18 protein-coding genes are annotated in these 21,414 nt (G+C 53.3%); 4 read left to right on the top strand and 14 right to left on the bottom strand.

Features of this window, described 5'->3' with window-relative positions; genetic code table 11:
- Window positions 1-111 precede the first annotated feature (111 nt).
- The gene (locus SR894_RS04460; RefSeq protein ID WP_223287836.1) at window positions 112-1,320 is read left to right on the top strand and encodes an EAL domain-containing response regulator; all 1,209 of its coding nucleotides are present in this window, start codon (window positions 112-114) and stop codon (window positions 1,318-1,320) included.
- Here the strand turns inward: SR894_RS04460 and SR894_RS04455 are convergent.
- Complete coding sequence (locus SR894_RS04455; RefSeq protein WP_223287837.1) at window positions 1,284-3,527, bottom strand: ATP-binding protein; 2,244 nt, start codon at window positions 3,525-3,527, stop codon at window positions 1,284-1,286. The two genes, SR894_RS04460 and SR894_RS04455, sit on opposite strands and share 37 nt — an antisense overlap.
- Before the next feature lie 18 nt (window positions 3,528-3,545).
- Window positions 3,546-4,061 (bottom strand): putative pterin-binding protein, encoded by a 516-nt coding sequence (locus SR894_RS04450; protein WP_166650359.1) that lies wholly within the window; start codon window positions 4,059-4,061, stop codon window positions 3,546-3,548.
- A 169-nt stretch (window positions 4,062-4,230) separates the two neighbouring features.
- Between SR894_RS04450 and SR894_RS04445 the strand changes: the two genes are divergently transcribed.
- Together SR894_RS04445 and SR894_RS04440 are read left to right on the top strand one after the other, a co-directional pair.
- Complete coding sequence (locus tag SR894_RS04445) at window positions 4,231-4,944, top strand: response regulator transcription factor (protein ID WP_223287838.1); 714 nt, start codon at window positions 4,231-4,233, stop codon at window positions 4,942-4,944.
- Window positions 4,945-5,254: 310 nt separating this feature from the next.
- Window positions 5,255-5,503, top strand: a complete 249-nt coding sequence (locus tag SR894_RS04440; RefSeq protein WP_223287839.1) for a hypothetical protein — start codon at window positions 5,255-5,257, stop codon at window positions 5,501-5,503.
- Window positions 5,504-5,554: 51 nt separating this feature from the next.
- Here SR894_RS04440 and aldA read toward each other — a convergent pair whose 3' ends face one another.
- From aldA to rhmD, 6 genes are all read right to left on the bottom strand, one after another.
- Window positions 5,555-6,991, bottom strand: coding sequence for an aldehyde dehydrogenase (aldA, locus tag SR894_RS04435; RefSeq protein WP_223287840.1), 1,437 nt, complete (start codon window positions 6,989-6,991; stop codon window positions 5,555-5,557).
- A gap of 105 nt (window positions 6,992-7,096) precedes the next feature.
- Window positions 7,097-7,894 carry an HpcH/HpaI aldolase family protein gene (locus SR894_RS04430; protein WP_223287841.1) on the bottom strand — a complete coding sequence of 266 codons (798 nt, stop codon included), beginning with the start codon at window positions 7,892-7,894 and terminating at the stop codon, window positions 7,097-7,099.
- Window positions 7,895-7,915: 21 nt separating this feature from the next.
- Window positions 7,916-9,199 carry a TRAP transporter large permease gene (locus SR894_RS04425; RefSeq protein WP_223287842.1) on the bottom strand — a complete coding sequence of 428 codons (1,284 nt, stop codon included), beginning with the start codon at window positions 9,197-9,199 and terminating at the stop codon, window positions 7,916-7,918.
- Window positions 9,196-9,675: a TRAP transporter small permease gene (locus tag SR894_RS04420; RefSeq protein WP_223287843.1), complete on the bottom strand. Its 480-nt coding sequence runs from the start codon at window positions 9,673-9,675 to the stop codon at window positions 9,196-9,198. Before SR894_RS04420 ends, SR894_RS04425 begins: the two co-directional genes overlap by 4 nt.
- Window positions 9,676-9,695: 20 nt before the next feature.
- Complete coding sequence (locus tag SR894_RS04415; protein WP_223287844.1) at window positions 9,696-10,700, bottom strand: TRAP transporter substrate-binding protein; 1,005 nt, start codon at window positions 10,698-10,700, stop codon at window positions 9,696-9,698.
- Between the two features lie 74 nt (window positions 10,701-10,774).
- On the bottom strand, window positions 10,775-11,959 hold the full coding sequence (gene rhmD / locus SR894_RS04410; RefSeq protein WP_223287845.1) for an L-rhamnonate dehydratase: 1,185 nt from the start codon (window positions 11,957-11,959) through the stop codon (window positions 10,775-10,777).
- A 250-nt stretch (window positions 11,960-12,209) separates the two neighbouring features.
- Here rhmD and SR894_RS04405 point away from each other — a divergent pair, with 250 nt between their 5' ends.
- The gene (locus SR894_RS04405) at window positions 12,210-13,145 is read left to right on the top strand and encodes a LysR family transcriptional regulator (protein ID WP_246638016.1); all 936 of its coding nucleotides are present in this window, start codon (window positions 12,210-12,212) and stop codon (window positions 13,143-13,145) included.
- 102 nt (window positions 13,146-13,247) lie between these two features.
- Here the strand turns inward: SR894_RS04405 and arfA are convergent, their stop codons facing one another.
- The 6 genes from arfA to SR894_RS04375 all read right to left on the bottom strand — a co-directional run bounded on the left by arfA (window position 13,248) and on the right by SR894_RS04375 (window position 20,887).
- Window positions 13,248-13,397 (bottom strand): alternative ribosome rescue factor ArfA, encoded by a 150-nt coding sequence (gene arfA, locus SR894_RS04400; RefSeq protein WP_223287847.1) that lies wholly within the window; start codon window positions 13,395-13,397, stop codon window positions 13,248-13,250.
- A 123-nt stretch (window positions 13,398-13,520) separates the two neighbouring features.
- The gene (gene dkgB / locus SR894_RS04395; protein ID WP_223287848.1) at window positions 13,521-14,330 is read right to left on the bottom strand and encodes a 2,5-didehydrogluconate reductase DkgB; all 810 of its coding nucleotides are present in this window, start codon (window positions 14,328-14,330) and stop codon (window positions 13,521-13,523) included.
- A gap of 102 nt (window positions 14,331-14,432) precedes the next feature.
- Complete coding sequence (locus SR894_RS04390; protein WP_223287849.1) at window positions 14,433-16,148, bottom strand: bifunctional protein-serine/threonine kinase/phosphatase; 1,716 nt, start codon at window positions 16,146-16,148, stop codon at window positions 14,433-14,435.
- Between the two features lie 215 nt (window positions 16,149-16,363).
- Window positions 16,364-17,173, bottom strand: coding sequence for a formate/nitrite transporter family protein (locus SR894_RS04385; protein ID WP_008957727.1), 810 nt, complete (start codon window positions 17,171-17,173; stop codon window positions 16,364-16,366).
- Window positions 17,174-17,250: 77 nt separating this feature from the next.
- Window positions 17,251-18,150 carry a uroporphyrinogen-III C-methyltransferase gene (gene cobA, locus SR894_RS04380; RefSeq protein ID WP_133731341.1) on the bottom strand — a complete coding sequence of 300 codons (900 nt, stop codon included), beginning with the start codon at window positions 18,148-18,150 and terminating at the stop codon, window positions 17,251-17,253.
- A complete protein-coding gene (locus SR894_RS04375; protein ID WP_223287850.1) occupies window positions 18,110-20,887 on the bottom strand; it encodes a nitrate reductase in 2,778 nt (925 codons plus the stop codon). Before SR894_RS04375 ends, cobA begins: the two co-directional genes overlap by 41 nt.
- Between the last annotated feature and the right edge of the window lie 527 nt (window positions 20,888-21,414).

Raw genomic sequence — 21,414 nt, 5'->3', positions numbered from 1 at the left:
ACTTACGCTGAGCCCAAGGAAGTTTTATTACCGGCTTATATAATGTGTATCCATTTCAGCAAGCGCTTTGTCTAACCACAGCCGCTCATCGTAATCGTCAAAGGTACGCGTATGCTGTCTGATGCTTTAATTATTGATGATGATTGTAACGTCCAACTCTTGGGCAGAATGCTATTACGCCAACACGGTTATCAGGTGATGACGGCAAGTAGTTTTGGCGAGCTGGTGCGCCAACCTGACCTGCTCAATGTCGAGCTGATCTTGCTTGATATCGGGCTAGGTGAGTTTACCAGCCTTGATATTCTGGAATATCTGTATGATTTACGCTTAAACGCTTCAATTTTATTAATTAGTAGTTGCACGGAAGAAACTGCCGCGCATGCTCTTGCAGCAGGTGAAGCAAAAGGCTTGAAAATGCTCGGTTTCCTATCTAAATCCAAGCTGCTCACCGGTCTAACGACATTCCTTGGGCCATTAAAAAAAGCGCCCAAAACGCCTACGGGCGATGAATTGGCGAAGGCCATACGTGAACAACAGCTATTTCTAGCTTTTCAACCCCAAATAAACCTCCAGCAAGGCACACAACACGGTCAGGTTATTGGCGTTGAAGCGCTGGTACGCTGGCAAGACCCTCAACGCGGCGTGCTATACCCCGACAGTTTTATTCCTCTAGCAGAGCAAAACGGCCTGATGCTTCCACTCACTTGGTACGTTATTGAGCTTGCCATCAAGCAGCAAGCCCAATGGCTGTCACTAGGGTGGGATTTAAACGTCTCAATTAATATACCGGCGGCCTTTATTCAAGCAGAAGGCGTACTCGAAGCATTTGATCGACTCACCCAAGAGCATCATGCTGTTCTTAGCAAGATCACCCTGGAACTCACTGAAACGGCGGAGGTTGAGTGTTTGGGTTACGCTTGCTACGTGCTCAAAGCATTGCGACAACGGGGCTGCAAACTGGCGCTAGATGATTTTGGTACCGGTCACTCTTCGCTGACACAGCTCTATCGGTTGCCTTTCAGCGAGCTCAAAATTGACCGCAGCTTTGTCTCACTGATCGATCAGGACAAAGAAGCACTGGTAATAACAGAGTCGATTATCGACTTAGGCAAACGCCTGGGGCTGACTGTAGTCGCCGAAGGCATCGAAACATCGGCACAGTTCACCCAGCTTGTTGAAGCTGGATGCACGGTTGGACAAGGCTACTGTATCGCTCATCCGTTGACCGCGGATGCTTTCAACACTTGGTTGCGCGAATACTCACCTTCCGCACCAACAACCCATCAAACGAGCATACTTTCTTGCTCCAAAGCCAGCTGAGTAATGGCCTCAAGAGCAACTAAACGCTCCAGATAGACGGTCAATTCGCTAAGTGGAGCTTTTAGCGCTGCTTGCTCCAATTGGCTTGCTTGCTCAGCAATCGCGGCACAGCCTAGAGAGGAAGCGGCTCCTTTTAGTGAATGGGCTTCTTGGCATAAGGCCTGTCGATCCTCTAACTGCCAGTAGGCATTCAGGCGAGCGATACGCTCACCAAACCGTTTTAAAAACGTGGTTAGCAGCGCATCCAGTGCCTTGGGTTCAAAGGTACTTTGCAGCTCTTCGCAGAGACGCTTATCGAGTACTTGCACTGCCCCAGCGCTATCGCCCAGCGATTCAGGTTTTTTAGCAGGAGCAGCAGCAGCGCGAATGCTGTCAGAATCAACGCTTTCGTCGTTTGAGAGATAGCGGCAGATCACCTGATGCAACTCATCGCGGGTAAAAGGCTTATGGATCATATCGTCCATACCGCTTTGCATGCAGCGCTCGCGGTGCTCAGGCATCACATTGGCGGTCATCGCCACTATGGGCAGCTTAGGCAGTTGATGCACAGTTTCATAATCACGCCAGCGTTGGGTAGTTTCCGTGCCATCCAGCTTGGGCATCTGCATATCCATTAACACCAAATCAAATCGACCATGGTCAGCTTTCAACTGATCGAGCGCCTCCTGACCGTTATCTGCAACCGTCACCTGCTGACCAAGGCGCTCAAGCATGACGCGTGCCACCGTTTGATTTAGCGGATTATCTTCTACCACCAAGATATGGTGATGGGGGGTCATTGCTGGCGGGTGTTCACCGCTTTGGTAAATGGTCAAAGGTTCGGTTTCCGGTAGGCTGACGGTGAACCAGAAACGACTACCGAGCCCCTGCTGGCTATTAACACCTATCTCGCCCTGCATGGCATCGACCAAGCGCTTACAGATTGCGAGCCCAAGCCCGGTGCCTTCGTGACGACGCGCCATGGAGGTATCCACTTGCGAGAACGCCGAGAAGAGCTGCGCTTGATCCGCTTCCGTGATACCACAGCCAGTATCGTGCACCTCCACTAAAATATTATCGTCTCCAAGAGGTTTTACCTGGCACTTAACGAACCCCTCTTCCGTGAACTTCAAGGCATTATTGATTAAGTTCATCATGACTTGGCGCAGCCGCGCGATGTCTCCCAACACATAGCGGGGCAGCGCCGGGTCGATAGCATAACTAAAGGTGACCTTCGCCTTCGGTTCGCGTAGAGCGTAGCTTTCACAAAGCTGGTCGATGCATTGGTGAAGATCAAAAGGCTGGATATTCAGGTCGAGGCGACCCGACTCAATTTTGGTGTAGTCGAGAATATCGTTGATCACCGCGCGTAGGCTCTCTGCACTGCGCTTAAGCGCCGCGAGATAAGTCTTCGCACTTGTTGTTTTAACCTCCTCGCTTAACAAATCCGCCATACCTACGACGCCATTTAACGGGGTTCTAATTTCATGGCTCATCACCGCCATAAACTCAGATTTTGCCAGGCTCGCTTTCTCTGCTTGCTTGGCGGCCTCGTTCAGCTCTTTTCCCTTGGCTTCTAATGCTTGTGCCTTTTGATCACTTGAACGGCTTTCCAGAATCAGCGCGCGAACCAGCATGCCACCAGAAAACATTAACAGGACAATAAGCAACAGCACCAATCCGTAGAGACGCGTCAATGCGCGGTGTTCTTCACTATGTAGATGGGAAACATGGGCGTTGGTTTCGATCAAAATGTTACCGGTGAGTTGCTGTAGCTCCGCCGTTTGCTGTAGGAGGGTAGCCGTTAACTCGCTATTTAACTGGGTAGGGCTGTCCCAAACCGTTTCGAGTAGGGTATCCATCTCTAAAATGCGGCTTTGAGTTTGTTTAATGACCGCCTCAATATCCTCAAGTTTCGCCACGATTTTTCCTATTTCACCTTGAAAAAAAAGTGACTGTCGGCTGAAGAGAATTTCAAAACGCAGCAACACGTCATCAACCGTAGCGTTCCCTGCACTCGTTTCGAATAGCGAGAGGCGCAATTCGCGCACCTCTCGATCAAACTGATACCCGGCCCATAATAAGTTTTCGAGCAGGCGGTTCTCCAACGCATGCTGACGGTTATAAATAACCCCGCCGGTGGTTAGCGCTGAAAGAAAAAAAAGGATCGCTGAGAATGTAGCGACCCTGGTGCTGCGGGAAAAATAGAACTTCAATAAGGCCAGCATGGCAATTGTCCGATTATTTTATTCAACGTCGATGCGCGCCACCTGCCACACAGAGCGCGAAAATATCTCTTCATCTAGCAGCTCGGGATGCTGGTCAAAAGGGTAAATGACAAACAGCGGTCCCTGGTCGCGAATTCGCAGCGCTTTACCGTTTGCCTGCATGGCAAGAATGACATCGTAATTCTCAAAATTACTGATGGGCACTGTCGCGGCGTACTCATTCAACGCTACTACACGAATATCCTCTCCCTCAGCATCGACGGTTTCCAGAATAGTTCGCACCAAGGGGCCAGAGAAGCCAATCACGCCGTCGTGCCAGGGCGTACGGGTAATCGTTTCGTGCTGCCCTAAGCTTTCTAACATCGCTTTATCAAAATGGGCTTCGTCACCGACATTAGTCTGCCCCACCTTTCCACTCACTACCAATATCACCGGGCCTTCAGGTACTTCCAAGGCAATAGCCTGGGATGACAGCAAGGCCATACCCAACGCGACGATGCCCTCCCTGAATTTAAGAACCAAAGAACGACGCATTGGGCTGCACCTCGGTATTAGCGATTAATAGTGCGATGAGTATATATCGGCCGTCTGCGGATAAACTGTGAACCTTTGTGTCAACGCATCATCATCAACTAAACTTAACGTATGAGTTTGCCGCTTCGACGGGTGTGACATTTATAAGACGATAATACGGGAAATCAGCATGCATATTGGCGTACTTGAAGATGACCTCGACCAGCAGGCTTTTATTGAGCAGTGTCTACTGACGGCAAAACATCAAGTTTCGCTGTTTAGTCGCTCCAGCGAGCTTCGCCGCGCGACGCAGCAGCACACCTTTGACCTGCTTATTATCGACTGGCGCCTCCCCGACAGCGACGGCATGGATGTCGTTGCCCACCTGCGCCAACACGACAGTTGGCGCGGCCCAATCCTATTTATTACCGCCAGCCAAGGCGAAGACGACGTCGTTAAAGCACTCGAACAGGGCGCAGACGATTTTCTTGCCAAACCCCTTCGCCCCAGTGAGCTCATTGCCAGGGTAAGCGCACTAGGTAGACGATCAGGGTATGCCACACCGCGCCCAGCATCGACTTGCCCTGAGACCTTTACACTGCACACCGAAGAGCACTATATCAGCGTCGCGGGCAACGCCATTGATTTAACCGAGCGAGAGTATCGGTTAGCCACCCTCTTCTTCTCAAAAATTGGTGAGCTCATTACCCGTGCCCACTTACTAGAGCTGGTGTGGGGTATTAAAGGGGATGTTTCGACGCGTACCGTTGACACCCACGTTAGCCGCCTACGCCGCAAGCTGGAACTGGATGGCCGTCATGGCCTGCGTCTACGCAGCGTTTACCAATCGGGGTATCGCATGGAGACTTGCCAAACATCCCACCTACGACAAGTCGCCGAATAGGTTGACGCTCATATAAGCATCGGTTAAAAGATAAGAGCTGCCTTGTAAAGGCAGTTTGGTTTTATTAACGAGACGTTCTTAAAGTAAGACTTTTCAGAGACCTCAACATGCGCTGGCAAATCCCCGCGACCCGAATGAATAAGCTGCATCGCATTATTAATAATGCGATATCAGCTTATTATTGTCGCGCGCCAGAGATGTAGAGAGGAAATTGGCCGCGGCAAGTATCGCGGCCATGTTGTTTTATCGTTACCTTTGAGACTGCCTGATCGCGATGTTGCCCGGCCTCCTAACCCAGGAGACCGACCCCATGGCAGTAGCAACAATTACCCGCAAACTACTCAGCGCCCTAAAACACGCGCGCACTCAGCGCCGTCTGTACGAAGATCCGCGCTTTCATGACCCGCACCTGTTAAAAGATATCGGCTTACGCTGGGAGCAGGGCCAGTTGGTATCCATTCACGGCGTAGAGGAACCGAGTCAACGCAACCAACGCCATCAAGCTGAAACCCGCGACGCCCACGAAAAATGTCCACACTGCGGGAGTAGTTTGGCATAGCCAACGCCCCGGCCACAGGAAGTGGCCGGGGCGTGTCGTTGCAAGTCATTGTTAGCCTTCTAGATACACCACATGGCTGTGGGTATATTCGTAAAGACCGTGCTTACCATCAGCCCCGCCGATACCTGACTTACGAACGCCAGCGTGGAAGCCTTGCATTGCTTCAAAGTTCTCTCGGTTGATATAGGTCTCGCCAAAATCAAGTTCACGACAGGCCTGCATGGCGTTATTTAGGCTTCGGGTATAAATCGATGAGGTAAGGCCATATTCACAGTCATTGGCCAGTGCTATGGCTTCATCAAGGTTATCGACGATCTGGATGGGCAGAACCGGGCCAAAAATCTCCTGGCGCATAATGGCCATATCTTGGCGACAGCCAGCCAGCACCGTCGGCTGGTAGTGGAAACCAGCGCCCAGATCCGCGACATTACCGCCAGTAATCAACTCAGCTCCATCTCCGCGCGCGGTTTCTACCATTTGGGCCACTTTATCCAGGCCCGCTCTGTTGATCATGGGCCCCATCTCAACATCGCTATCCACTAGCGGATCACCATAGCGGGTGGATTCCATCGCTTTAGCAATGCGCGCAATAAACTCATCTGCAACGCCACGCTGAACGTAAACGCGTTCGGCGCAATTACATACCTGGCCGGTATTGATAATCCGTGAGCTGCGGATCGCATTCACCGCCAGGTCGAGATCCGCATCATCCAGCACAATAGCCGGTGCCTTACCACCCAACTCCAGATTGAGCTTAGTGATGTTGTTAGCGGCATTGGCCATAATGCGTGATCCCGTTTCCACGCTGCCCGTAAAGCTAATCATATCGACCTGCTGGCTAGCGGTAAGGGCGTTACCCGCTTCAGCACCCGTGCCGCTCACCACGTTGAACACACCTTTTGGCAACCCCACTTCATCTAGCAGACGGGCGAACTCAAAACAGTTATTGGGTGTTTCTTCGCTGGGCTTAATTACGATGGTATTGCCCGTGACTAATGCCGGCGCCATCTTGCGTGCGATCAAGAAAAACGGGAAATTCCAAGGCAAAATGCCCGCTACCACCCCAAGTGGCTTACGGAAAAGGAAAATGTTCTCCTTAGGGCGATCGCTCTGAATGATTTCACCTTCAATGCGGCGCCCCCACTCGGCCATATAATCCAAATAGTCGGCGGTAAAGTTAACTTCCACTTCCGCCAACCCACTGATTTTGCCCTGCTCTTCCGTAATGGTACGTGCCAAATGGGCAACGTTATCGCGCAGCTTATTGGCTAAACGATGCAGAAAAGCCGCACGCTCGACGGCTGGCGTCGCGGCCCAGCCCTTTTGCGCTGCACGCGCGGTATCTAACGCTCGCTCGACATCGTCAGCATTGGAAGCGGGAACACGCGATAATAATGCCTGGTTGGCGGGGTTAAATACCTCCAGGTGCTGCTGGGCCGCTTCAAATGCGCCGTTGATATAGTTTTGATAAATGGTTGGCTGTGTCATCCTGATTCTCCTATTGTCATTATATTGGCCTCAACGAGACCACCTGCAGATAAGTCCTAGAGTGATAAGTGCTGTGTTAAGAAGAGCTTGTTAACAAACACTGAGTTAATAAGTACTGGAAGTCTGGTTCGCGACTTGCCCCTTGTAGCGTGCAATGGTTGCCAGAGCGCCCTGGCGAAGAAGGCTTATATCGATCCCCACCGCAATAAACTGGCAGCCAAGCGCCTGATAGCGGCGTGCGTCGTCTTCAAGCGGCGCCAGGATCCCCACCGGCTTACCCGCCGCCTGCACCGTTTTAATAACTTGTTCAATGGCTTTTTGAACGTCTGGATGCCCCGGATTGCCTGGATGCCCCATCCCCACCGAAAGATCCGCCGGGCCAATAAAGACCGCATCAACCCCATCGGTTGTCGCAATCGCTTCCGCCTGCTTAACGCCTTTGGGTGATTCAACCTGTACGATTAGACAGAGCGACTCATGCGCCTTAGTTAGGTAGTCATCCACGCCATCCCAGCGTGTTGCACGCACTAAGCCCCCGCCGACACCGCGTATGCCATGGGGTGGATAGCGAGTAGCACGCACCAGGGCTGCGGCTTGCTCAGCACTTTCCACCATTGGCACCATTAGTGTCTGAACGCCAATGTCGAGTAGTTGTTTAATCAACGCAGGATCCTGGTTAACGCTGCGTACTACCGGTGCTGCTGAATAAGGTGCCACTGCCTGTAGTTGAGCCAAAATAGTCGGCACCGTATTGGGAGCATGCTCACCATCAATCAGCAGCCAATCAAAGCCAGTGCTCGCCACAATTTCAGCGGCATAACCAGTCGCAAAACCAGCCCAGCAGCCCCAAATGGGATCACTTTTAGCCAGTGCGCTTTTAAATGTATTAACGGGCATTTCCATCGTCGTTACACTCCAGTAGTACTAGTCAAAAGCCCCAAGCAGGTCAGGTAGGCCAAGTGTTAATAAGGGTAAATACATGATGCACAGCAACCCGATGACGAGAACCATGAAAAAAGGCACGAGTGGGCGCATTGTCTTCATGTAATCAACCTCAGCAATTTTGCACCCAAGTAGAACGATTAAAGCCACTGGTGGCGTCAGCGAGCCTAAAAGCAGAGCAATAATGACCACGACTGAAAAGTGGATCATGTCGAACCCGAACATTTGGGCAATCGGTGTCAATATCGGCACCATCAAGATCAGCGCTGAAATTGTTTCGATAAACATTCCGACGAGGATCAGTACCAGCACAATCAGCAGTAGCACGACGGCAGGCTCGCTGGTCATACTAGAAAGCCAAGTAGCTAATGTTGCAGGTACGCCCTCTCGGGCAATGATCCAACTAAACAAAGCGGCACTGCCGAGGATGATCAGAATGCTCGCTGAGGTAACCACCGACTGAAGGGCGAAGCGGTAGGTATTTTTGACATTCAGGCGATGAGAAAGCAGACCAAAACCGAGCCCATAGGCGACGGCCACAATGCCTGCCTCTGTAGGCGTGAATAAACCGCTCTGGATACCCCCTACAATAATCAACGGCATCACCATCGCGGGTGCTGCTTTCAAAAACACCTTGCCGGTTTCGCCTAAGCTGGCTCTACGGTGACGAGGCGCGCCGATTTCATCAGCTTTCCAGTAAACCAGTGCCATCATGATCATGGCGAGAAACAGACCTGGAACGATACCGGCCAAAAACAGCGTGCCAATGGAAAGCCCCGTCATGGCTCCATAGATCACCATGAGCAGGCTAGGCGGAATAATGGGCCCCAAGATTGCTGAAGCGGCGGTAATCACTACCGCCCATTCTGGCTTGTAGCCCTCCTTTTTCATCGCCGGAATCATCATCCCTCCGACCGCAGCCACATCTGCCGAAGCCGAACCGGAGATACCCGAAAACAGCACACTCGTCATGATATTCACCTGGCCTAATCCGCCCCGTATATGGCCCACTAAGGAACGGGAAAAACCTACGATTGACGAGGTGATACCACCGTAGTTCATTAGGTTCCCGGCGAAGATGTAGAGCGGGATGGCCAGCAAGGGGAAGCTATCCAAAGAGCTGAAAAAGCGCTGAGGCAAAACCAGAAGTGGTACCCCGCCATCAATGACTAGGACGGTAACGGCACTAAGCCCCATGGCGAAGGCGATGGGCACGCCGACAGCGAGAAGAGCTGTAAATAATCCAAACATTAAGGCAACGATCATAGTAGCTCCTCTACGTCTGATGCTTTTTTCACTTCATCACGACGAACAATGAAAGCAAGGATCGTCAGCACGCCCCCAATGGGGATGGGTGCATACAGCCAAGCTCTAGAAATACCCAACGAGGGCTGCATTGTGCCCAAAGCGCGTAGTGTGAATAGGTACCCCCAGTGGGCTAAAACGGCACAGAAAACAATTGAGATAGCTGCCACTGCGAAACGTCTCACCTTTTCAAAGCGGTCATTGTTAAACCGAAACAGCTCCACCTTTATTTCATCGCATTTGTAAACCACCACAGGGGTTCCCATAAGTACTAACCAAACCAGCAGCATCCTCACCACTTCTTCTGTCCAGAAAAGTGGCAACCCGAGGAGAAACCGGTTGATGACCTGTATGAAAATCAACGCCATGATCGCCGAGAAAATGGCGACGGTCATGGCGCCAAGGGTGGCAAATGCAGTATCCAGATAACGACGCATTTGCGAGCTCCTTTTCAGAGTCACTGCTGCCCAATGGACTCAAGTAGTTCTACGGCGCCAATATTGGCAGCAAACTCTTCGCGGAAGCCTGCCAGTGCTTCTTGGAAAGGCACTGGATCCACCTCGTTAATGGCGATCCCCTCTTCTTCTAGCTGGCTAAACCAGGACTGCTCACGCTCAAACCACTCACCGCGCTGCATTTCAGCCGCTTCCCGGGCGGCCCGGTTGACTGCGTCACGGTCGCTATCAGAAAGGTTGTTGTAAAAGGACTCATTGATGGCAAAACTACCGTCGAAAAGAATATGGCGTGTTTTGGACAGCGACTCGGCGACCTCAAATATGCGGAAGGTGTAACCAACTTCCGGGGTCCCTTCCATGGCATCGACGACACCTGCCTGTAACGCGGTGTAGACTTCCGGCATGGGTACAGGCGTCGGCTGAGCTTCCAGTGCAGAGAAGGTACCCACAAACACGGGAGACTCCGGTACGCGAATCTTCAAGTTATTGAAATCTTCGGGGCTATTAATTTCTCCTTCGGCCAAATACGTATCTCGATAGCCTGCCAGAATCCAGTTAAGCGGCCTGATCCCGGAAGTGGTAACCAATTGCTCGATCAATTGATCGCCTATTTCTCCTGCTACCACGTTTTCCCAATGATCAACGTCCCGATAAAGATAAGGTAGCGTCAGCAGACCAAATTCGGGTACATAGTTGGCATAAAGGCCAGATTCGCCATACCCCATCTCCAGTACGCCAAGCTCAACAGACTCAATAATTTCTCGTTGCCCGCCCATTTGTCCGGCGGGAAAGATTTCCACCTGGACTTCACCGTCACTGTATTCAGCTGCCAGATCGCGAAATCTTTCAGCTGCTAAATGCTGCTCGGAATCAGTCGAAATATGGTGTGCGAAACGAATTTTCGTTTCAGCATAGGCAGTGCCAAAGGGCATCATGAAGAGCAGCCCTGCGACACCAATTGTGGTCATTTTAGAGACTGAAAGACATGAGGTGTTTTTCATTTTCATTGTAGTTTCCTCTGATATTACTTGGTTTAAGTTCCCTAGTTTTTAGCGGGAACAATGCTTATCAGGCCTTAATTTTAATGTTGGTAAGGCCTAGAAAGTTCACAGTCAGGATTAAGGCGTACGCCAAACCCTGGCTTGTCGAGCTTGGAAGCCGCCATACGACCGTTTTCAGGCACCGGTTCATCCAGCAGCAGCGGATTAAACATGGGCACGACCTCATCGGCCTTCGGCGCCATCATCAAGAACTCTGCGAACGGGCTGTTATGGCGAGTGATTACAAAATGGTAGCTGTAAACCGACGAACCATGGGGTACAACCAGCTTGTTATGCGCATCGGCCAGCGCTGAAATCTTGATCAGTTCTGTAATACCACCACACCACCCCACATCCGGTTGGATAACGTCGCAGCACTCCATTTCCAGCAGCATACGGAAGCCCCAGCGGGTAGCCTCGTGCTCACCGGTATTCACCAGCATGCCTTTGGGTACATCACGCTTGAGCTGCGCGTAACCCCAGTAGTCATCGGGTGGAAGCGCCTCTTCGATCCATTTCAGGTCGTACGCCTGGGCTTCCTGAGCTAGCCGAGTGGCGTAATTGACATCAAGGCTCATCCAGCAGTCATACATCAGCCAGAAGTCATCGCCGACGGCGCTACGCATTTTCGCTAGGTGCTCTAAGTTCTTTCTCAGCCCCTCATCGCCTTCAGCAGGCCCATGAACGAGGGGCATTTTGCCGCCAATAAAGCCCATTTTCTTAGCGAGGTCAGGGCGTGCTCCGGTGGCGTAAAACACCAGTTCATCGCGAACCGGGCCACCTAATAGCTGATGCACCGGCAGTTGCCGCACCTTACCCAGCAGATCCCAAAGCGCCAGATCAACGCAGGAAATTGTATTAATCACCACCCCTTTACGGCCGTAATAGAGCGTGGCGTTAAACATCTGATCCCAAATTTTTTCGATTTCAGTTACCTGTTTACCCTCAATAAAGCGGGCAAGATGCTTTTCGACAATCCAGGCACCAATTTCGCCACCGGTAGTTACAGCAAACCCTACGGTTCCATCGCTTGCCTCTACCTCAACCACCAAAGTGCCCAGAACATTGAGCCCGAAGCTTCGGCGTGTCATGCGGTACTCTGGGTACTTGCTCATGGGCGTCGCGATCTGGGAATCGATCCAGTGCCCCTCGGCTTGGTCATGGTAGTCAGCACCGCCACCCCGGACGGTGTAGGCGCGTACCTGCTTGATGGTGGGTTCGCTCATAAACACTCCTCGTTATGTTTGTTAACGTCATCTTCTTGAGGAAGTTGTAAGTAAAAGCGGGCAAGGTAGCCAATGATTATCTGGTTCGCCTCGATACCTTTAAGTTATCGAATAGCGCTGAGTCAGCAACTGCGCTAACTTGCGCGAGGCTGCTTAATAACAAGATACCGAATCACTAGACTAATGTCGCACAGCCAAATTAAGCGTAATCACCATACCGTTTGGGTATCGATTCAAAAGCGAGATGAGAATGGATAGCTTTCAATTGCTGGTAGCAAGGCTTCGTTATAAGCACCTTCTTATGCTCTCGACGCTGGGCAAAGTCGGCAACCTACACCAAACTGCCGTGGTCATGCATATGTCACAGCCTGCCGCGACACGTATGCTAAGTGAAATTGAGCGGGTATTTGCGTGCCAGTTATTCGAGCGCATGGCCAAGGGAATGCGCCCGACCAAAGTGGGCGAAATGTTGGTGGAATTTGCTGATAACGCGTTAACTCGTTTAGATCGATGTGCCGAAGAAGTGCATCGCTACCAGCTTGGTGGACGCGGGCAGTTAACCGTTGGGGCCATTATGGGGGCCGCGCCTGACCTGGTGGCGCAAGCTATCATCGAGATGAAACGCCTGCGCCCCATGTTACAAATTCGTTTGATGGGTGAGACAAGCGATCAATTAGTGGCGCTACTTGAGCAGGGTAAAGTGGATATAGCAATCGCCCGCTATGCGACCTCCATCCAACATAATCAATTCGATTTTGAGCCATTGGGCAACGAAAACATGATCACTGTGGTACGCCGTGGTCATCCATTAACCGATGAACCTTTGCCGTCTCTTGAGCAGCTACTAGAGCTCTGGCCCTGGATACTTCAACCAATAACCACACCAGCACGCCAAGCGCTAGAGAAAGAGTTGGAGATGGAAGGCTTAATGTCGCCACGCGATATTATCGAATGCGGTTCAATCTTTGCTGCCTTACAGCTAGTGCAAAAAAGCGATGCCCTGCTGGTAATGGCTGAATCCGTTCTTAGAGACCATCTCAATATAGGGCTTATTGAAATGCTGCCGCTCACCCTTGGACGAACGCTTTCTCCGTTTGGGTTATTGACTCGAAAAGATACTTTCTATGGTGAACCGGTTACCGGCTTTTGCGACATTTTGCGCCGTAAAGCCGTGCAGTGGGAGTAAATAAAAAAGCCGACCCATTGGATCGGCCAAACTGATGGGACAATGTACAGCATGGGGGATGCTGCACACGATGCCTGGGGAAGGCATCGCCAAAACGCCAGATTAAGCGGCTTGGCGATGCCCTCTCAGAGAGTTGCGTCCTTTACGGGAGTAGCTGCCTTTACCTTTTTTCGGAGTTTGCTGCTGCATTTTAAACATTGGCGTCCGCAGTTGCGCTTTTAACGCGTTGTCTTTTATCTTGCGCTGTTTCATCGTTTTCTCCGTTCTTTTAAAGATGCCTGCCTGGGCAGGCATCCCCTACGACACATACTATCAATTGAAGTTCATCTATTAGCGTCCATCGCTTAGCGTTTCAAGCCCTGCTTATTAGTCCCCTTACTCATCCCAGGCGGGAGCAAAGTCGGGGTTGGCAATACGCTCCTGGCGATCCAACATGGCAATCTCTGCTATTTCACTATCGCTTAGCACTATATCAAAGGCGGCAATATTGCTTTGGATATTACGCGCTTTGGTCGATGAAGGGATCGTAATCATATTGCGCTGTTTCACCCAAGCAAGGGCAATTTGCGCGGGCGTGGCGTGATGCGCGTCGGCAATCTGCTTAAGGGTCGGGTCGTCCATGACCTTGCCCACAGCTAGCGGCATAAAAGCAGTAATCTGAATGCCATGCTGCTCGCAGTGCTCGACCAGTTTGCGGTTCTGTAAGAAAGGATGAACCTCGATCTGATTGGTCAGAATTTCACCTTTACCCAGAATATTAACCGCTTCATCCACTTGTTCGCAGGTGAAATTGGAAATACCAATATGGCGCGCTTTACCTTCTGCTTTGACCTCTTTAAGAGCCGTCAAATAATCTGCCATCGGCACTTCATTGTTGGGCGACGGCCAGTGAATTAACAGCAGATCAACGTAACCTGTGCCCAGTTTCTGGAGACTTTCATCTACGCTGGCCTTCAGCGTGGCAGGCTCCAGGTTATCAAACCATACCTTAGTGGTGAGGAAAATATCGCTGCGGTGCACCTCGCTGTCACGAATTGCTGCACCGACATCCGCTTCGTTGCCATAAAACTGCGCCGTGTCGATATGCCGATACCCCGCTTCAAGCGCCGCATGAATGCTCTGCTTGAGCGTATCGCCTTCCAGGCGAAAGGTACCGAAACCGGGGTTAGGCATCACATTTTGCATCATTAACGTCCTTTTCTATTGATAGCGTGTTAACTAACATGGGGTGGAGACCGCCCCACTTCAACCCCGTTGTTTATTGTTTCCTGATCAGAGACCGCGACATCACCGCAATAACAGCGCGATAACCACTAGCGCCAATACTAGTGAAACGCCCTTCCAGAACAGCACCGGGTCGCGCTCTAGTAGCGGTAATTGAGCACGTTTCAGCATTTCTTGACTGGGCGAGCGTAGTTCGAAGATAAACTCCGAAAGAGCTGGAAAGCGTTTGTGTGGATTAGGATGAAGAGCCTTTTTGAGCACCTCATCTACCCAGGCGGGCAGCTCACGGTTCTCGCTAAGCGCCGATTGATAGGCAAGCTTATGCTGCGCTGCCCGAGTGCGGGTTTTGGCCACCTCAGTGCCATAAGGCAGCGTGCCGGTTAGCATCTGATAGGTGATCACCGCCAGGGAGTACTGATCCGAACGGGACGTACCACCTTCACCCAGAAAATACTCCGGCGCGGTGTACTGGGCGGTGCCTAGAATATCGTCGCTAGCCGCATTGACCTCTTCAGCAAGACCCGCCACCTTGGCAGCGCCAAAATCAATCAGCTTCACCGTTCCGTGGCTATCGATCATGACGTTATCGGGGCGCAAATCTTGATGCAGCATTTCCAGGCGATGAAAGGCGCGCAGCCCCTTGGCGATCTGCTCGACGATGGGGCGTACGCTAGCTAATTCGGCGTTGGGGTGGTCGCGCATCCACTGGGTCAGGGTTTGCCCTTCGATATAGGCCAACACGGTGTAAAGGTAGTGGCGCGGACGCTCTTGGGCGGGGGCTTTAAGCACGTGCTGATTATCGATGCGCCGGGCAATCCACTCTTCGCGCACGAACCGCTCGATACTCGTCGGGTCTTGGCTTAGCTCGGTTGAGAGGGTTTTAAGTGCCACCTTCTCGCCACTCGCTACCTCTTCCGCCAGATAGACATGGCTGCGGCTGCTGGCATGCAGTTGTCGCACAATGCGGTAGCCGTCCAGCTCGCTTCCTGCGCGCAACTCAGACGGTGACGGCAGGGTGCTCAGCGCCGCGTAGAGTTCATTAGCGTGGCGCTCAGGCAGCGAATCAATGCGCACAATTTGCACGGTGAGGTTGTCATCGCTGCCATTATCGATTGCGGCAGCGATTAGCGCCTCAGCCGCCGCGTCGAGATCGCCCCAATGGGCGTGAATCAGCGCGGCCATTTCGGTGCCGGTCAGCCACTCATAAACACCGTCGGTGGTGAGTACAAACACATCGCCGACACTCAGCGATACCGAGGAATAATCCAGCTCCAGGTGCTGGCTGGCCCCCATGGCGCGGCTTAAATGACTGACTTCCCGGGAGGCCCAGAAGCGGTGATCCTCGGTCAGCGGCTCCAGCGTATTGCCGGCGAGCTGATAGATACGGCTATCGCCAACGTGAAACAGATGCGCAGTGGTGGACTTAATCACCATCGCGCTGAGGGTACACACATAGCCACGATCCAGGTTGTAGCGGTACTGGCTTTGCCGGGTTTGGGCATAAAGCCATGCATTGGTGGCCTGCAGTACCCGTTGGGCGGAGGTCTTAACCGCCCAGGTAGCCGGGGTGGCGTAGTAGTCTGTTAAAAACCCGCCTACTGCTGCTTCACTCGCTTCCCGGCTCACTTCGCTGCTGCTGATCCCATCCGCTAACGCGATCGCAATGCCTTTGGTGGCGCGCTGGAGGTCGCTGGGTAGATAAGCGCCGTAAAAATCCTGATTGCTTGGCTTGCGCCCTTTATCAGAGTGCTGGCCAAGCGAAATGGTCAGCGCTGCCATTATACTTCCCCTAAAAAACCTCCGCCGGAGCGAACATTGCAAACGGTCGGAACAACCCTACGCGGAGGCGCTGTAGACCCATCCATGGGCGCTACTTTCGCCATCCATGGCGAAAGCCCCCCGCTACGGGTTGATTCCGACCTCGGCTAAGCTCCGATGTTTATCATCAACCTAGGGCTTCACAGTAGCGAAAGCTTGGCATTTAATTTCTTCATCTATAAAGCTTTCTGGGGCGCGGTACGCACGTGAGTGGTGTAGAGCGTGAGCCCCGTTAATGCCAAGCCACCGATCAAGTTACCCAGCACTACCGGAATTTCGTTCCAGATCAGGTAATCCATAATCGAGAAGTTACCGCCCATCATCAGCCCAGATGGGAACAGGAACATGTTGACCACCGAGTGCTCAAAGCCCATACCGAAGAACAGCATAATCGGCATCCACATGGCAATAACCTTACCGCTCACCGTGGTTGAGATCATTGCCCCCACTACCCCTAGCGACACCATCCAGTTGCACAGTATGCCGCGGATAAAAATCGTCGCCATGCCGCCAGCACCATACTCTTTATAACCCACGGTGCGCCCTTCGCCCACTTCACCAATGACCCGCCCCACTTCGCTGGGTTCGGTGCTAAAGCCGTAGGTAAAGACAATTGCCATAAGAAAGGCGACCGTTAATGCCCCACCAAAATTACCGATAAACACAATGCCCCAGTGCTTGAGAATACGATTAATCGTTACCCCAGGCCGTTTATCCAGCCACGCCAGCGGCGTTAACACAAATACCCCGGTCAACAGATCAAAGCCCATTAGATAGAGTATCGAGAAGCCGACCGGAAACAGGATGGCGCCGATAATCGGGTAGCCGGTTTGCACCGCTACGGTCACCGCAAACACCGCCGCGATGGCCAATATAGCCCCCGCCATAAAAGCGCGAATCAGCGCATCACGGGTAGACATATGCAGCTTGGCTTCACCAGCATCGACCATCTTGGTGGCAAATTCGGCAGGCAATAAGTAGGACATAGAGAGCGTTTCCGTTGTTGTGGGTTTTAAGGAATAGAAGGGTCAGAAACATAAAACGCGCACCGCAAACCCTGCCGCTAAGGCACGGTTTGCGGTGCAGAGCAGAAATTGGAGGCTAGGGCAGCGGGCGTCGTGGCGACTCTTTGCACGACGCTGCCCACCACAATCAAACAGGGTGACGGTAAGGGTGTGGCGGCGAGTTTTTCGGGCATATCCGCCAGCGAGCCCACCAGCGACTGCTGCTCACGCTGGCTGGCGTTAGCCACTAGCATGATCGGCCACTCATCCGGCAGGCCTGCCTGGCGCAGGCCATGACAAATTGCGCTCACTTTTGAAAGCCCCATATAAAACACCAGGGTTTCATCCTTGCGCGCCAGCGATGCCCAATCCGGCGTGCCGTCTTCGCGGCAGAGCTGGGCAGTCACAAAGCGTAGTTGCTGGGCATGACCACGGTCGGTGAGCGGAATACCCATGCAGGCAGCGGCGGCAGAGGCCGCGGTAATCCCTGGCACAATGGCAGCGGGGATCTCGGCAGCGGCCAGGGCATCCAGCTCTTCGCCCATCCGCGCAAACACCGCCGGGTCGCCGCCTTTCAAGCGCACCACCGATTTACCTTCCCGGGCGAGTTTTACCATCAGCTCACCGATCTCAGCTTGGGGTACGCTGTGATGACCGCGGGCTTTGCCCACGTAGTAGCGCTCGCTGCCGCTAGGAATCAGCGACAGCACGTCATCACCTACCAAGCGGTCATACACCACGGCGTCCGCCTGCATAAGTAAGCGTGCAGCCTTGAGGGTTAACAGCTCTGCATCGCCGCTGCCTGCGCCGACCAAGTAAACCTGCCCGGCGCGGCACTCGCCACGCAGTGGCAAACGTATGTCTGCAGCCTGCTGAACTAACGGCGTTAGCGCGCGGTGCGATAACCGCATAAAGGCGTTAAACCACTTCTGTAGCAAGGGGTTGCTTAGTGCGGGCATTGGGCCGCTCCTCTTCAATAAGTGATTTCAATTCGGGAATACAGCTACCGCACTGGGTGCCGCAAGCGAGTCTGGCGCCCAACGCTTCTACGCTGGTGTCGCCCTCGCGGATAGCGTTGACGATGGTGGTTTGGCCCACTTGGTGGCAACTGCATACCACCGGGCCGGTATCCGCCGCGCCGTCGTCGCAGCCTGCCAATAGTCGACGGCGGTGGGTATCGCTCAGTGCCGTCTCGTTAAAACGCGCTTCCAGCCACGCTAGCCCTGGCAACTCTTTGGGCGGGCCGACCATCAGCCACCAGCGCAACTGACCGTTTTCTACGCAGGCGGCACGCAGACGTCCGTTAGTCGGATCCTGGCTGACAACCGATACGTCGCCGGGCAGCCACGTTTTCAACTGCGCCAACCAATCATTAACCGACTGCGTATTGGCAAGCTGCCAGCGCTGGCAGCCGCGCATGGGAATACGTGTCCAGTAGGCACTGGTGCACCAAGGCGTTAATTCCGTTGCCCCATCGGCGACCAATAGGGTGGCCTGCCAATCGGTAGCAAGCGGCGCCAGCGCCACGGCGCCGTGCTTCGATTCAGGCTGCCCAGAGAGCGGATCAGTAATGCTGTCAATTAGCGCGCTGCTTCTGGCCTGCTGGGTAAAGCAGTCAGTCCAGTGGATGGGTACGAAGATCTCTCCGCGGCGTTGGGCGTTGGACACGCGCACCCGGGCGCGAAATTCGCCTTTCGCGGCGGTTAACACTGCCAGCCCTTGATCCATAACACCGGCGGCGTGGGCGTCCTCCGGATGCACATCCATAAAGGGTTCGGCGCGGTGATTCATTAACCGCAGTGAGCGCGCAGTGCGGGTCATGGTGTGCCATTGATCACGAATCCGGCCGGTGTTCAAACGCAGCGGGTAGGCGGCACTCAGCGCCTGTTCAGGCCCTTGGGGCTTGATCGCCAGCAGCTTGGCGCGACCATTCGCGGTGGCAAACTCGCCATCCTCAAACAACCGAGCAGTGCCATGGGGTGCGGCCTTTGTGACCGGCCATTGGATGGGAGCTAAGGCGTCGTAGCCATCCCGGCCCAGGCCCACCAAACCCGATATATCAAACAACCGCTGCGGGCTGCCAGGCACCGTGCTGTTATCAACCCCGTTTTCAAGTCCGTTTTCAAACCCAGAGAGACGAGCGTGCTCGTCGAAAATCTCCCAAGGGTGCGCGTAGTTAAACGCCTCGGCAAACCCCAACCGTTTCGCCACCTCACACATTATCCACCAGTCGTGGCGGGCCTCACCTGGGGGCGGCAGCATGCCCCGCTGGCGAGAAATACGCCGCTCGGAGTTAGTCACGGTGCCATCTTTTTCCGACCAGCCCGAGGCAGGCAGCACAATGTCGGCATAAGGCAACAGATCGGTATGGGCAGCGCACTCGGAAACAATCACCAGTGGGCACTTTTCCAGCGCAACACGCACCCGCGCAGCATCAGGCAGGCTAATCGCGGGATTGGTAGCCATCACCCACAGCGCTTTTATCTCGCCACGTTCAATGGCCTCAAACAGCTCCACTGCTTTATAACCTGGCCCTTCCGGCAGGATAGGCGTCAAGCTGTCGGTGGCCCAGAAGCGGCTGACCAGATCCAGGGCGCCTGGGGTGTGGTAATCCATATGCGCGGCTAGCTGGTTGGCCAGCCCGCCTACTTCGCGCCCCCCCATGGCGTTGGGCTGGCCGGTAATCGAGAACGGCCCCGCCCCCGGCAAGCCGATTTTGCCGCCCGCCAAGTGGCAGTTAATAATCGCGTTACACTTATCGGTACCGCTGGCGGATTGATTAACGCCCTGGGAATAGAGCGTGACCACATGTAGCTGACTGGCGAACCAGTAATAGAAGGTTTCCAGGCGCTCGGGGTCGACATCGCAAGCCGCCGCTACCTCCGCCACCGAGCCCGCGGTTTGCTGGGCCGCCGCCAGGGCATCGTCAAACCCTTCGGTGTGGCGCTCAAGGTAGAGGGTATCGAGCCTGCGGCGCTGCGCCATCCACGCCAGCAGACCGTTAAACAGGTAAGCATCGCTGCCTGGTTTAATCCCTAGGTAGAGGTCGGCGATTTCGCAGCTGTCGGTGACGCGCGGGTCGATCACCACCAAACGCATCAATGGATTGCGCTCTTTAGCGACTTTAATACGCTGATAGAGCACCGGGTGATTCCAGGCCAGGTTGGAACCCACCAACACGATCAATTCCGCCTCTTCCAAATCCTCGTAATTACACGGCACCGCATCGGCACCGAAGGCGCGCTTGTAGCCAACCACCGCTGAGGCCATGCACAGCCTCGAGTTAGTATCTAAATGAGGCGTACCTAAAAAGCCTTTAAACAGCTTATTGGCCACATAGTAATCTTCGGTAAGCAGTTGGCCGGAGAGATACGCGGCCACGCTGTGATTGCCATGCTCGGCCCGCAGGGTGTTTAAGCGTTCGGCAGTAGTGCTTAAGGCGGTGGCCCAGGAGACCTCAACACCATCAACGCGAGGGTGAGTCAGCCGTCCTTGACTCCCCAAGGTTTCGTGTAGCGCAGAACCTTTGACACACAGCCGCCCGAAGTTCGCCGGATGCTCGCGGTCGCCCTCGACAGCGCTCAGCGTGCCCGCCTCAACGGTTGCCGTCACGCCACAGCCAACGCCACAGTATGGGCATGTGGTTTTGGCTTGCTGCGTCGTTTTGGTCTGCTGCTCTGCTTTTGCCCCTCGCATAACTACTCCTCGGGTCTTACCTGAACGCCGTATATACGTATATAAATGCCAGGCATAAAAAAACGCCCAGTCCCTTTCTCTAATGCGCTATATAAACGCATTGAAAGAAGAGGGCTGGACGTCGTTGCCACAGCGCACCTTCATCGGTGCATTACTCTTTACAGTAGTCTCTTCAAACAAATGAAGATTTACTAACAGCTACACATTTTCTAACGGCTACTTATTTTTCTAACGGCTTTGGAATTGTTCGCTGCCATCGCCAAACAATGAGCGCTTATCCCTTGTTAACTTACTTATTGCCTAGGGAACTGCAAGAGCCAAGCCGACAACCGGCTATATGAAATTTAGTTATTTAAAAACAGATAGTTAAAAAATTAAAAATCATCACACAACGCTCTTTTACGCACTGTGCACACGCTGAATGGTGCTTGAGAGTGCAGGCCACCTCTCTTTTCGCACCATCACCGTGCAGTCTATCCGAAGAGCCTGGCCACCGCTTACCCACCACCTAAACATAAGCAACTGAA

Origin of the sequence: Vreelandella neptunia (genome assembly GCF_034479615.1) — a bacterium.
GTDB classification, from domain to species: Bacteria; Pseudomonadota; Gammaproteobacteria; order Pseudomonadales; family Halomonadaceae; genus Vreelandella; species Vreelandella neptunia.
The sequence above is the reverse complement of the archived record's forward strand: the minus strand, read 5'-3'. Positions and strand labels throughout refer to the sequence as shown.

What these genes read in the sequence shown, in the direction of transcription:
- SR894_RS04460 (WP_223287836.1), top strand. Translation starts at nt 112, where the DNA reads ATGCTGTCTGATGCTTTAATTATTGATGATGATTGTAACGTCCAACTC.
- SR894_RS04455 (WP_223287837.1), bottom strand. Translation starts at nt 3,527, where the DNA reads ATGCTGGCCTTATTGAAGTTCTATTTTTCCCGCAGCACCAGGGTCGCT.
- SR894_RS04450 (WP_166650359.1), bottom strand. Translation starts at nt 4,061, where the DNA reads ATGCGTCGTTCTTTGGTTCTTAAATTCAGGGAGGGCATCGTCGCGTTG.
- SR894_RS04445 (WP_223287838.1), top strand. Translation starts at nt 4,231, where the DNA reads ATGCATATTGGCGTACTTGAAGATGACCTCGACCAGCAGGCTTTTATT.
- SR894_RS04440 (WP_223287839.1), top strand. Translation starts at nt 5,255, where the DNA reads ATGGCAGTAGCAACAATTACCCGCAAACTACTCAGCGCCCTAAAACAC.
- aldA (WP_223287840.1), bottom strand. Translation starts at nt 6,991, where the DNA reads ATGACACAGCCAACCATTTATCAAAACTATATCAACGGCGCATTTGAA.
- SR894_RS04430 (WP_223287841.1), bottom strand. Translation starts at nt 7,894, where the DNA reads ATGGAAATGCCCGTTAATACATTTAAAAGCGCACTGGCTAAAAGTGAT.
- SR894_RS04425 (WP_223287842.1), bottom strand. Translation starts at nt 9,199, where the DNA reads ATGATCGTTGCCTTAATGTTTGGATTATTTACAGCTCTTCTCGCTGTC.
- SR894_RS04420 (WP_223287843.1), bottom strand. Translation starts at nt 9,675, where the DNA reads ATGCGTCGTTATCTGGATACTGCATTTGCCACCCTTGGCGCCATGACC.
- SR894_RS04415 (WP_223287844.1), bottom strand. Translation starts at nt 10,700, where the DNA reads ATGAAAATGAAAAACACCTCATGTCTTTCAGTCTCTAAAATGACCACA.
- rhmD (WP_223287845.1), bottom strand. Translation starts at nt 11,959, where the DNA reads ATGAGCGAACCCACCATCAAGCAGGTACGCGCCTACACCGTCCGGGGT.
- SR894_RS04405 (WP_246638016.1), top strand. Translation starts at nt 12,210, where the DNA reads ATGGATAGCTTTCAATTGCTGGTAGCAAGGCTTCGTTATAAGCACCTT.
- arfA (WP_223287847.1), bottom strand. Translation starts at nt 13,397, where the DNA reads ATGAAACAGCGCAAGATAAAAGACAACGCGTTAAAAGCGCAACTGCGG.
- dkgB (WP_223287848.1), bottom strand. Translation starts at nt 14,330, where the DNA reads ATGCAAAATGTGATGCCTAACCCCGGTTTCGGTACCTTTCGCCTGGAA.
- SR894_RS04390 (WP_223287849.1), bottom strand. Translation starts at nt 16,148, where the DNA reads ATGGCAGCGCTGACCATTTCGCTTGGCCAGCACTCTGATAAAGGGCGC.
- SR894_RS04385 (WP_008957727.1), bottom strand. Translation starts at nt 17,173, where the DNA reads ATGTCCTACTTATTGCCTGCCGAATTTGCCACCAAGATGGTCGATGCT.
- cobA (WP_133731341.1), bottom strand. Translation starts at nt 18,150, where the DNA reads ATGCCCGCACTAAGCAACCCCTTGCTACAGAAGTGGTTTAACGCCTTT.
- SR894_RS04375 (WP_223287850.1), bottom strand. Translation starts at nt 20,887, where the DNA reads ATGCGAGGGGCAAAAGCAGAGCAGCAGACCAAAACGACGCAGCAAGCC.